7 protein-coding genes are annotated in these 13,034 nt (G+C 55.5%); all 7 read right to left on the reverse strand.

Translation table 11 applies throughout. The features are described from left to right. On the reverse strand, positions 1-98 hold a 98-nt coding region (locus CFE47_RS30350), incomplete at its 3' end, for a 30S ribosomal protein S10 (protein ID WP_353682169.1). Positions 99-256: 158 nt separating this feature from the next. Further along, positions 257-1,450, reverse strand: a complete 1,194-nt coding sequence (gene tuf / locus CFE47_RS30355; protein ID WP_135291761.1) for an elongation factor Tu — start codon at positions 1,448-1,450, stop codon at positions 257-259. A gap of 30 nt (positions 1,451-1,480) precedes the next feature. Continuing rightward, complete coding sequence (gene fusA, locus CFE47_RS30360; protein ID WP_185710879.1) at positions 1,481-3,586, reverse strand: elongation factor G; 2,106 nt, start codon at positions 3,584-3,586, stop codon at positions 1,481-1,483. A gap of 30 nt (positions 3,587-3,616) precedes the next feature. Beyond that, a complete protein-coding gene (gene rpsG / locus CFE47_RS30365; RefSeq protein ID WP_002555493.1) occupies positions 3,617-4,087 on the reverse strand; it encodes a 30S ribosomal protein S7 in 471 nt (156 codons plus the stop codon). A gap of 118 nt (positions 4,088-4,205) precedes the next feature. Further along, on the reverse strand, positions 4,206-4,577 hold the full coding sequence (gene rpsL, locus CFE47_RS30370; protein ID WP_002555494.1) for a 30S ribosomal protein S12: 372 nt from the start codon (positions 4,575-4,577) through the stop codon (positions 4,206-4,208). Positions 4,578-4,793: 216 nt separating this feature from the next. Beyond that, complete coding sequence (rpoC, locus tag CFE47_RS30375) at positions 4,794-8,993, reverse strand: DNA-directed RNA polymerase subunit beta' (protein WP_286842786.1); 4,200 nt, start codon at positions 8,991-8,993, stop codon at positions 4,794-4,796. 64 nt (positions 8,994-9,057) lie between these two features. Beyond that, positions 9,058-13,034 (reverse strand): DNA-directed RNA polymerase subunit beta (rpoB, locus tag CFE47_RS30380; protein WP_286842789.1); only part of this gene is annotated, 3,977 nt, incomplete at its 5' end.

Here is a 13,034-nt window from a genome sequence, read left to right on the forward strand (position 1 = left end):
CCAGTACGTTTCGCGGTTTCCACGATTTCCTGGGTGGATTGGTCGATCAGGCGATGGTCAAAAGCCTTCAACCTGATACGGATTTGCTGATTTTGCATTGGATTTCAGACTCCGGCTGCTATTCCCAGCGAGCGCAATACGCCCGTTAAAAGGAGGCGCAATTCTATAGACGCCCCAGATAGGTGTCAACCCAATAAAAAAGGCCCCCGCTAAGCGGGGGCCTTCTCAAAAAACCGAGCTATCTCAAAAGAGATAATTACTCGATGATTTTAGCTACAACACCAGCACCAACGGTACGGCCGCCTTCACGGATAGCGAAGCGCAGACCGTCTTCCATTGCGATGGTTTTGATCAGGGTAACTTCCATTTGGATGTTATCGCCTGGCATTACCATTTCAACGCCTTCTGGCAGCTGGCAGTTACCAGTCACGTCAGTAGTACGGAAGTAGAACTGAGGACGGTAGCCTTTGAAGAACGGAGTGTGACGACCGCCTTCTTCCTTGCTCAGAACGTAAACTTCTGCGGTGAACTTGGTGTGCGGCTTAACCGAACCTGGCTTAACCAGAACTTGGCCACGCTCAACGTCGTCACGCTTGGTACCACGCAGCAGAACGCCGCAGTTCTCGCCAGCACGACCTTCGTCGAGCAGTTTGCGGAACATTTCAACACCGGTGCAGGTGGTGGTGGTGGTGTCACGCAGACCAACGATTTCCAGCGGATCTTGAACGCGAACGATACCGCGCTCGATACGACCGGTAACAACGGTACCACGACCAGAGATCGAGAATACGTCTTCGATTGGCATCAGGAACGGCTTGTCGGTCAGACGAACTGGCTCTGGGATGTAGCTGTCCAGAGTTTCTACCAGACGCTTAACAGCGGTGGTACCCATTTCGTTGTCGTCTTTGCCTTCCAGAGCCATACGAGCGGAACCGATGATGATCGGAGTGTCGTCGCCTGGGAAGTCGTAAGTGCTCAGCAGATCGCGCACTTCCATCTCAACCAGTTCCAGCAGCTCAGCGTCGTCTACCAGGTCAGCCTTGTTCAGGAAAACCACGATGTACGGAACGCCTACCTGACGGGACAGCAGGATGTGCTCACGAGTCTGTGGCATCGGACCATCGGCAGCCGAGCAAACCAGGATCGCGCCGTCCATCTGGGCAGCACCAGTGATCATGTTCTTCACGTAGTCAGCGTGACCTGGGCAGTCAACGTGAGCGTAGTGACGAATCGAAGAGTTGTACTCTACGTGCGCGGTGTTGATGGTGATACCACGAGCTTTTTCTTCTGGAGCGCTGTCGATTTTATCGAAATCAACGACTGCGGAACCGAAAACTTCGGAGCAGACGCGAGTCAGAGCTGCGGTCAGAGTGGTTTTACCGTGGTCAACGTGGCCGATAGTGCCAACGTTTACGTGCGGTAGGGAACGATCAAATTTTTCTTTAGCCACGACAATTAACTCCTTGCCTAAAGGACTGAATCAGCCTTGTTTTTTGGATACAGTTTCAGCGATGTGCGCCGGAGCTGTGTTGTATTTTTTGAATTCCATAGAGTAGCTTGCGCGACCCTGGGACATGGAGCGAACGTCGGTCGCATAACCGAACATCTCACCCAACGGAACCTCGGCGCGAATCACTTTGCCGGAAACCGTGTCTTCCATACCCAAGATCATGCCGCGACGACGGTTAAGGTCGCCCATGACATCACCCATATAGTCTTCAGGTGTAACAACTTCTACCGCCATGATCGGCTCAAGCAACTCACCACCGCCCTTCTGGGCCAGTTGCTTGGTTGCCATGGAGGCAGCCACCTTAAACGCCATCTCGTTGGAGTCGACGTCGTGGTAAGAACCGTCAAAAACGGTTGCTTTCAGGCCGATCAGCGGATAGCCGGCAACAACACCGTTCTTCATCTGCTCTTCGATGCCCTTCTGGATAGCCGGGATGTATTCCTTAGGAACCACACCACCAACTACTTCGTTCACGAATTGCAGACCTTCCTGACCTTCGTCAGCAGGAGCAAAACGGATCCAGCAGTGACCGAACTGACCACGACCGCCGGACTGACGAACGAACTTGCCTTCGATTTCACAGTTCTTCGTGATGCGCTCACGATAGGAAACCTGAGGCTTACCGATGTTGGCTTCGACGTTGAACTCACGGCGCATCCGGTCAACCAGGATGTCCAGGTGCAACTCGCCCATGCCGGAGATGATCGTCTGACCAGTCTCTTCATCAGTTTTAACGCGGAAAGATGGATCCTCCTGAGCAAGCTTGCCCAGAGCGATACCCATTTTTTCCTGGTCATCCTTGGTCTTAGGCTCTACGGCAACCGAGATAACCGGCTCCGGGAAGTCCATACGAACCAGGATGATTGGCTTGGCAGCGTCGCACAAGGTTTCACCAGTGGTGACGTCCTTCATGCCGATCAGGGCCGCGATGTCACCAGCGCGTACTTCCTTGATCTCTTCACGGGCGTTTGCGTGCATTTGCACCATACGACCCACGCGCTCTTTCTTGCCTTTAACCGAGTTGATCACGCCGTCGCCGGATGCCAACACGCCCGAGTAAACGCGGACGAAGGTCAAAGTACCCACGAATGGGTCGGTAGCGATCTTGAACGCCAGAGCCGAGAACGGCTCGCTGTCGTCAGCATGACGCTCCATCTCTTCTTCCTCGTTATCCGGGTTGGTACCCTTGATAGCAGGAATGTCGGTTGGAGCAGGCAGGAAGTCGATAACGGCGTCGAGAACCAGGGGAACACCCTTGTTCTTGAAGGAAGAACCGCAAACAGCCAGGACGATTTCACCAGCGATAGTACGCTGACGCAGAGCGGCCTTGATTTCCACGTTGGTGAGTTCTTCACCTTCGAGGTACTTGTTCATCAGCTCTTCGTTGGCTTCGGCAGCAGCCTCAACCATGTTGTTGCGCCACTCATCAGCCAGCTCTTGAAGCTCGGCAGGGATAGGCTTGCGAACAGGAACCATACCCTTGTCGGCGTCATTCCAGTAGACCGCTTCCATGTTGATCAGATCGATCTGACCCTGGAAGTTGTCTTCGGAACCGATGGCCAATTGGATTGGCACCGGGGTGTGACCCAGACGCTGCTTGATCTGACCGATCACGCGCAGGAAGTTGGCACCAGCACGGTCCATCTTGTTTACGTAAACAAGACGCGGAACACCATACTTGTTGGCTTGACGCCATACGGTTTCCGACTGAGGCTCAACACCCGAGGTACCGCAGAACACAACGACAGCGCCGTCGAGTACGCGCAGGGAACGCTCTACTTCAATGGTGAAGTCTACGTGGCCCGGGGTATCGATTACGTTGAAGCGGTGCTCATCTTTGTACTGCTTCTCGGAACCTTTCCAGAAGGCGGTAATAGCAGCAGAAGTAATGGTAATACCACGCTCCTGCTCCTGAACCATCCAGTCTGTGGTCGCGGCGCCGTCATGCACCTCGCCCATTTTGTGACTTTTGCCGGTGTAAAACAGCACGCGCTCGGTGGTGGTGGTTTTACCAGCATCCACGTGAGCGACGATACCGATGTTACGGTAGCGGCTAATCGGAGTAGTACGAGCCATAAAGCCCTCGCAAAATTAGTGAAGCTAAAATTAGAAGCGGTAGTGCGAGAAAGCTTTGTTAGCTTCAGCCATACGGTGCACGTCTTCACGCTTCTTAACAGCAGCACCTTTACCTTCAGCAGCGTCCAACAGTTCGCCAGCCAAACGCAGAGCCATAGACTTCTCGCCGCGCTTACGGGCGAAGTCTACCAACCAGCGCATTGCCAGAGCGTTACGACGGGACGGGCGAACTTCAACCGGAACCTGGTAAGTAGCACCGCCTACACGGCGCGACTTCACTTCGACCAGCGGAGCGATGGCGTCGAGAGCTTTCTCGAAGATTTCCAGGGGGTCGCTGTTCTTGCGCTCTTTAACCTTTTCCAGCGCGCCATAAACGATACGCTCGGCAACGGCTTTCTTGCCGCTTTCCATCACGTGGTTCATGAACTTGGCCAGGATTTGGCTTCCGTATTTTGGATCGTCAAGCACTTCGCGCTTGGCTGCTACGCGTCTTCTTGGCATGGATAAGCCCTCAAACGGTCTTCAGGTTCGCTCGGAATCGGTGCCCTTTCGGGACGCCTCCGACCTTACTCTTATCGACTCAGAAAATAAGATGATTCAGTTTTACAAAAAGCCGCTACTACTTAGGCTTCTTGGTACCGTACTTCGAACGACCCTGGTTACGACCTTTAACGCCGGAAGTATCCAAGGAGCCGCGTACGGTGTGGTAACGAACACCTGGCAAGTCTTTTACACGACCGCCACGGATCAGTACCACGCTGTGTTCTTGCAGGTTGTGACCTTCACCACCGATGTACGAGGAAACCTCGAAACCGTTGGTCAGGCGCACACGGCATACTTTACGCAGTGCCGAGTTAGGTTTTTTCGGCGTAGTGGTATACACACGGGTGCATACGCCACGACGTTGCGGGCAGTTCTGCAGCGCAGGTACGTCGGATTTCTCGACGATACGCTTACGCGGCTGACGTACCAGCTGGTTGATAGTTGCCATCTACTAGCTCCACTGTTGTCTTGCGACGCTATTGTCTTGCAAGAAAAGCAAAATGGCAGGAACGAATTCCCGCCAAATTTAGGGGTACAAGAGTCTAAAGAGGATCTTGTCCCCAGTCAAGGCAAGGCCCCGACCTCCCCTCTCGTCGAACCGGGACAAAACTGCCTCGATCCGACGAATGGGGCTGCCAGGGCCCAGACTTATTTATCGCAGAACTCAGTTACCGCTTGAGTTCAGCGCTTCGGTCAGTGCAGCTTCCACTTCACTGGCGCTTACGCGCAGCGGCTTGTCTGCATCACGGCGGCGCTTGCGCTCGCTGTGGTAGGCCAAACCGGTACCTGCCGGGATCAAACGACCCACAACTACGTTTTCTTTCAGGCCGCGCAGGTAGTCGCGCTTGCCGGTTACCGCTGCTTCGGTCAGTACGCGAGTGGTCTCCTGGAAGGAGGCCGCCGAGATGAACGACTCAGTGGACAACGACGCCTTGGTGATACCCAGCAGCACGCGAGTGAACTTGGAAACGAATTTCTCTTCGTTCGTCAGGCGCTCGTTTTCCACCAGCACGTGAGTCAGTTCCATCTGGTCGCCCTTGATGAAACTGGAATCGCCAGACTCAGCGATTTCAACTTTACGCAGCATCTGACGCAGGATGGTCTCGATATGCTTATCGTTGATCTTCACGCCTTGCAGGCGGTAAACGTCCTGGATCTCGTTAACGATGTACTTGGCCAGCGCACTCACACCCAGCAAACGCAGGATGTCGTGTGGATCGCTTGGACCGTCGGAGATAACTTCGCCGCGGTTTACCTGTTCGCCTTCGAACACGTTCAGGTGACGCCACTTCGGAATCAGCTCTTCGTACGGATCGGTACCGTCGTTCGGGGTAATGACCAGACGGCGCTTGCCCTTGGTCTCTTTACCGAACGCGATGGTGCCGCTGACTTCAGCCAGAATCGACGCTTCTTTCGGACGACGAGCTTCGAACAAGTCGGCAACACGCGGCAGACCACCGGTGATGTCACGGGTCTTCGAAGTTTCTTGCGGGATACGCGCGATAACATCACCGATCGCGATCTTCGCACCATCCGCTACACCGACCAGGGCGTTGGCTGGCAGGAAGTACTGAGCGATTACGTCAGTGCCTGGCAGCAACAGATCCTTGCCGTTGTCGTCGACCATCTTCACGGCAGGACGGATGTCTTTACCGGCAGCTGGACGATCTTTCGCGTCGAGTACTTCAATGTTGGTCATACCGGTCAATTCGTCAGTCTGACGCTTGATCGTGATGCCTTCTTCCATGCCCACGTAGGTCACGGTACCTTTCATTTCGGTAACGATTGGGTGAGTGTGCGGATCCCACTTGGCCACGATTGCGCCAGCGTCGACCTTGTCACCTTCTTTAACCGAGATCACAGCACCGTACGGCAGCTTGTAACGCTCGCGCTCACGACCGTAGTCGTCAGCGATTGCCAGCTCACCGGAACGGGATACCGCAACCAGACAACCATCCACTCGCTCAACGTGCTTCAGGTTGTGCAGACGGACAGTACCGCCATTCTTCACCTGAACGCTGTCAGCTGCGGAGGTCCGGCTTGCCGCACCACCGATGTGGAACGTACGCATGGTCAGCTGGGTACCCGGCTCACCGATGGATTGGGCAGCGATAACGCCGACCGCTTCACCGATATTCACCTGGTGACCACGAGCCAAGTCACGGCCATAGCACTTGGCGCAAATACCGTAGCGGGTTTCGCAGCTAATCGGCGAGCGAACAATCACTTCGTCGATGCTGTTGAGTTCGATGAACTCGACCCACTTCTCATCAACCAGAGTGCCGGCAGGAACGATGATTTCCTCAGTACCTGGCTTGAACACGTCACGCGCAATAACACGACCCAATACGCGCTCACCCAGCGGCTCTACAACGTCACCGCCTTCAATGTGCGGAGTCATGAGCAGGCCGTGCTCGGTGCCGCAATCGATCTCGGTTACAACCAGATCTTGTGCAACGTCTACCAGACGACGTGTCAGGTAACCGGAGTTAGCGGTTTTCAACGCGGTATCCGCCAGACCTTTACGAGCGCCGTGAGTGGAGATGAAGTACTGAAGTACGCTCAAACCTTCACGGAAGTTCGCAGTAATCGGCGTTTCGATGATGGAACCGTCCGGCTTGGCCATCAGGCCACGCATACCGGCGAGCTGACGGATCTGCGCAGCAGAACCCCGTGCGCCCGAGTCGGCCATCATGTACATCGAGTTGAAGGACTCCTGGTCGACTTCGACGCCATGACGGTCGATGACTTTCTCTTTCGAGAGGTTGGCCATCATCGCCTTGGAAACTTCATCGTTCGCCTTGGACCAAAGGTCGATCACTTTGTTGTACTTCTCGCCCTGTGTTACCAGGCCCGAGGCGTACTGGCTTTCGATCTCTTTCACTTCGTCAGTAGCAGCACTGATGATGCGGGCTTTTTCATCCGGGATAACAAAGTCGTTAACACCGATGGAAACGCCGGAAATGGTCGAATAAGCAAAACCGGTGTACATCAACTGGTCAGCGAAGATAACAGTCTCTTTCAAACCAACCACGCGGTAGCACTGGTTGATCAATTTGGAGATCGCCTTTTTCTTCATCGGCAGGTTGACGACATCGTACGACAGACCTTTTGGCACAACTTGATACAACAGTGCACGGCCAACAGTAGTGTCGACGATACGAACGTTGCTCACGCTTCCGCCATCACGATCGTTGACGGTTTCGTGGATCCGCACCTTGACCTTGGCGTGCAATGCGGCTTCGCCGGCACGGAACACACGGTCAACTTCCTGCAAGTCCGCAAATACACGACCTTCGCCTTTGGCGTTGATCGCTTCACGCGTCATGTAGTACAGACCCAATACAACGTCCTGCGACGGAACGATGATTGGCTCACCGTTGGCTGGTGACAGAATGTTGTTGGTCGACATCATCAACGCACGCGCTTCCAGCTGGGCTTCCAGCGTCAGCGGTACGTGCACGGCCATTTGGTCGCCGTCGAAGTCGGCGTTGTACGCAGCACAGACCAGAGGGTGCAGCTGAATAGCCTTACCTTCGATCAGTACCGGTTCAAACGCCTGGATACCCAGACGGTGAAGGGTCGGTGCACGGTTGAGGAGGACCGGGTGTTCGCGAATCACTTCAGCAAGAACGTCCCAAACCTCTGGCAGTTCGCGCTCGACCATTTTCTTGGCCGCTTTGATGGTGGTCGCGAGACCGCGCATTTCCAGCTTGCCGAAGATGAACGGCTTGAACAGCTCGAGAGCCATCTTCTTAGGCAGACCGCACTGGTGCAGGCGCAGGGTCGGGCCTACGGTAATTACCGAACGACCGGAGTAGTCAACACGCTTACCGAGCAAGTTCTGACGGAAACGACCTTGCTTACCCTTGATCATGTCGGCCAGGGATTTCAGAGGACGCTTGTTGGAACCCGTGATAGCGCGACCACGACGACCGTTGTCGAGCAGGGCATCAACCGCTTCTTGCAACATACGCTTTTCGTTGCGCACGATGATGTCCGGAGCGGACAGATCAAGCAGGCGCTTCAAGCGGTTGTTACGGTTGATCACGCGACGGTATAGGTCGTTGAGGTCGGACGTCGCAAAACGACCACCGTCCAACGGTACCAGCGGACGCAGGTCTGGCGGCAGAACCGGCAGAACGGTCAGCACCATCCACTCTGGCAAGTTGCCGGAACCCTGGAAGGCTTCCATCAACTTCAGACGCTTGGACAGCTTCTTGATCTTGGTTTCGGAGTTGGTTTGCGGAATTTCTTCACGCAGACGGCCAATCTCGTGTTCCAGGTCGATAGCGTGCAACAGTTCGCGGACCGCTTCGGCACCCATGCGGGCATCGAAATCGTCGCCGAACTCTTCCAGCGCCTCGAAGTACTGCTCGTCGTTCAGCAACTGACCCTTTTCAAGGGTGGTCATGCCTGGGTCGATAACGACATAGCTCTCGAAGTAGAGAACGCGCTCGATATCACGCAGGGTCATGTCCATCAGCAAACCGATACGGGACGGCAGCGATTTCAGGAACCAGATGTGAGCAACCGGCGAAGCCAGTTCGATGTGCGCCATGCGCTCACGACGAACCTTGGCCAGTGCAACTTCAACGCCACACTTCTCGCAGATCACACCACGGTGTTTCAAGCGCTTGTACTTACCGCACAGGCACTCGTAATCCTTTACCGGGCCAAAGATCTTGGCGCAGAACAGGCCGTCACGTTCAGGTTTGAACGTACGGTAGTTGATGGTTTCCGGTTTTTTAACTTCACCGAACGACCACGAACGGATCATCTCAGGCGATGCCAACCCAATACGGATGGCGTCGAACTCTTCGACTTGACCCTGGTTTTTCAGCAAATTCAGTAGGTCTTTCAAGGCCTTTCCTCCTGGCGGAGCAGAGAGCGGGCTAAACAGCCCCGCTCTCGATTCGCGTCACGTGTTATTCGGTTTCCAGATCGATATCGATGCCGAGGGAACGAATTTCTTTGATCAACACGTTGAAAGACTCGGGCATGCCCGGCTCCATACGGTGATCGCCGTCCACGATGTTTTTGTACATCTTGGTCCGACCGTTCACATCGTCCGACTTCACTGTGAGCATTTCTTGCAGAGTGTAAGCAGCACCGTATGCTTCCAGTGCCCAGACCTCCATCTCCCCGAAACGCTGACCACCGAACTGAGCCTTACCACCCAGCGGCTGCTGGGTAACCAGGCTGTACGAACCGGTAGAACGAGCGTGCATCTTATCGTCTACCAAGTGGTTCAGCTTCAGCATGTACATGTAGCCAACAGTAACCGGGCGCTCAAACTTGTTGCCGGTACGGCCGTCGAACAGCTGCATCTGGCCGCTTTCTGGCAGGTCTGCCAGTTTCAGCATGGCCTTGATCTCGCTTTCCTTGGCACCGTCGAACACCGGGGTAGCCATTGGAACGCCGCCGCGCAGGTTCTTCGCCAGATCCAGGATTTCCTGGTCGGAGAAGGTGTCCAGCTCTTCGTTGCGACCGCCGATCTCGTTGTAGATCTCGTGCAGGAACTTACGCAGGTCAGCAACCTTGCGCTGCTCTTCGATCATACGGTTGATCTTCTCGCCCAGACCTTTAGCCGCAAGGCCCAGGTGGGTTTCGAGGATCTGACCAACGTTCATACGCGAAGGTACGCCCAACGGGTTGAGGACGACGTCGACCGGGGTGCCATTGGCATCGTGCGGCATGTCTTCAACCGGCATGATCACGGAGACCACACCTTTGTTACCGTGACGACCGGCCATCTTGTCGCCCGGTTGGATGCGACGACGGATTGCCAGGTAAACCTTGACGATTTTCAGCACGCCTGGAGCCAGGTCATCGCCCTGCTGCAGTTTGCGCTTCTTGTCTTCGAACTTGTCGTCCAGCAGACGGCGGCGATCAACGATGTAGGCCTGAGCCTTCTCGAGCTGCTCGTTAAGAGCGTCTTCAGCCATGCGCAGTTTGAACCACTGGCCGTGCTCAAGACCGTCGAGGATTTCGTCGGTGATGTCCTGACCTTTCTTCAGACCTGCGCCGCCTTCAGCCTTGTGGCCTACCAGGGCGGAGCGCAGACGTTCGAAGGTCGCGCCTTCAACGATACGGAACTCTTCGTTCAGGTCCTTGCGGATCTCGTCGAGCTGGGTCTTCTCGATGGACAGTGCACGAGCATCACGCTCAACGCCGTCACGGGTGAAGACCTGTACGTCGATGACAGTACCTTTGGTGCCAGTAGGCACGCGCAGGGAGGTGTCTTTAACGTCGCTGGCTTTTTCACCGAAGATGGCACGCAGCAGTTTCTCTTCTGGAGTCAGCTGGGTCTCGCCTTTCGGAGTGACCTTACCTACCAGGATGTCGCCTGCGCCTACTTCAGCACCTACGTAAACGATACCGGCTTCGTCCAGTTTGTTCAGTGCAGCTTCACCCACGTTCGGGATGTCTGCAGTGATTTCCTCTGGCCCAAGCTTGGTATCACGTGCCACACAGGTCAGTTCCTGAATGTGGATCGTGGTGAAACGGTCTTCTTGAACAACACGCTCGGAGAGGCAGATGGAGTCTTCGAAGTTGAAGCCGTTCCATGCCATGAACGCGATGCGCATGTTCTGACCCAGAGCCAGCTCACCCATATCGGTGGACGGGCCGTCAGCCATGATGTCGCTACGCTGAACGCGATCACCCTTGCTCACCAGCGGACGCTGGTTGATGCAGGTGTTCTGGTTCGAGCGGGTATATTTGGTCAGGTTGTAGATGTCGACACCGGCTTCGCCAGTTTCAACTTCGTCATCGGCAACACGAACCACGATACGGCTGGCATCAACGGAATCGATCACGCCGCCACGACGAGCCACGACGCAAACGCCGGAGTCACGGGCTACGTTACGCTCCATGCCGGTACCTACCAGCGGCTTGTCAGCGCGCAGGGTTGGTACAGCTTGACGCTGCATGTTGGAACCCATCAACGCACGGTTGGCGTCGTCGTGCTCCAGGAACGGGATCAGCGACGCAGCAACCGAAACTACCTGCTTCGGCGATACGTCCATCAAGGTGACGTCTTCCGGCGCCTTGACGGTGAACTCGTTCAAGTGACGAACAGCTACCAGCTCGTCGATCAGGACTTTCTTGTCGTTCATCGTGGCCGAAGCCTGAGCGATCACGTGATCAGCTTCTTCGATGGCGGACAGGAATACGATCTCGTCGGTGACCAGAGCGTCTTTCACCACACGGTACGGGCTCTCGAGGAAGCCATACTGGTTGGTGCGCGCATAGGCGGCCAGCGAGTTGATCAGACCGATGTTCGGACCTTCCGGCGTTTCGATCGGGCAAACACGACCGTAGTGCGTCGGGTGTACGTCACGAACTTCAAAGCCTGCACGCTCACGGGTCAGACCGCCCGGGCCCAGTGCGGATACACGGCGCTTGTGGGTGATCTCGGAGAGCGGGTTGTTCTGGTCCATGAACTGCGAGAGCTGGCTGGAACCGAAGAACTCTTTCACCGCCGCAGCCACTGGTTTGGCGTTGATCAGGTCTTGCGGCATCAGGCCTTCGCTTTCAGCCATCGACAGACGCTCTTTGACCGCACGCTCAACACGTACCAGGCCAACGCGGAACTGGTTCTCGGCCATCTCGCCTACGCAGCGAACACGACGGTTACCCAGGTGGTCGATGTCATCGACGATGCCTTTGCCGTTACGGATGTCGACCAGGGTCTTCAGTACCGCAACGATGTCTTCCTTGCACAGCACGCCCGAACCTTCGATCTCGGTACGACCGATACGACGATTGAACTTCATCCGGCCGACCGCAGACAGGTCATAGCGCTCAGGGCTGAAGAACAGGTTGTTGAACAGGGTCTCGGCAGCGTCTTTGGTTGGCGGCTCGCCTGGACGCATCATGCGATAGATCTCGACCAGCGCTTCCAATTGGTTGCTGGTGGAGTCGATCTTCAGAGTGTCGGAGACGAACGGACCGCAGTCGATATCGTTGGTGTACAGGGTCTCGATGCGAACGACCTGTGCCTTGGCGATTTTCGCCAGGATCTCGGTGTTCAGCTCGGTGTTGCACTCAGCCAGGATTTCGCCTGTGGCCGGGTGAACGATGACCTTGGCGGTAGTACGGCCCAGGACGTAGTCCAGAGGTACTTCCAGCTCTTTGATACCGGCTTTTTCGATCTGGTTGATGTGGCGCGCAGTAATACGACGACCAGCCTCAACAATGACCTTGCCTTTTTCATCCTGGATATCCAGGACGGCAATTTCACCACGCAGACGCGATGCAATTAGCTCCAGCTTGAGGGTTTCATCCTTCAGGCTGAATACGTTGGTGGTGTAGAAGGCGTCCAGCACTTGCTCAGTGGTATAGCCGAGCGCGCGCAGCAGTACCGAGGCCGGCAGCTTGCGACGACGGTCGATACGCACGAACACGCAGTCTTTCGGGTCGAACTCGAAGTCCAACCACGAACCGCGGTACGGAATGATCCGCGCGGAGTACAGGAGTTTACCGGAGCTGTGCGTCTTGCCGCGGTCGTGGTCGAAGAACACGCCCGGGGAACGGTGCAGCTGGGAAACGATAACACGCTCGGTACCGTTGATAACGAAGGTACCGTTTTCAGTCATCAGTGGGATTTCGCCCATGTAGACTTCTTGCTCTTTGATGTCCTTGATCGCTTTGTTCGAAGATTCTTTGTCGAAAATGATCAGGCGGACTTTTACCCGCAAAGGTACGGCGTACGTAACACCGCGCAACACGCATTCTTTGACATCAAATGCCGGTTCGCCCAGGCGATAACCCACGTACTCCAGCGCAGCATTGCCGGAGTAGCTGATGATCGGGAAAACGGATTTGAAGGCCGCATGCAGGCCCACGTCGCGGAACTGATCTTTGGTCGCTCCCGCCTGCAAGAATTCACGATACGAAT

The sequence above is a fragment of the Pseudomonas sp. PGPPP1 genome (genome assembly GCF_002255865.1).
GTDB lineage: Bacteria > Pseudomonadota > Gammaproteobacteria > Pseudomonadales > Pseudomonadaceae > Aquipseudomonas > Aquipseudomonas cremoris.

Coding starts and splice junctions, on each gene's coding strand:
- rpsG (WP_002555493.1), bottom strand. CDS start 4,087: ATGCCAAGAAGACGCGTAGCAGCCAAGCGCGAAGTGCTTGACGATCCA.
- rpsL (WP_002555494.1), bottom strand. CDS start 4,577: ATGGCAACTATCAACCAGCTGGTACGTCAGCCGCGTAAGCGTATCGTC.
- fusA (WP_185710879.1), bottom strand. CDS start 3,586: ATGGCTCGTACTACTCCGATTAGCCGCTACCGTAACATCGGTATCGTC.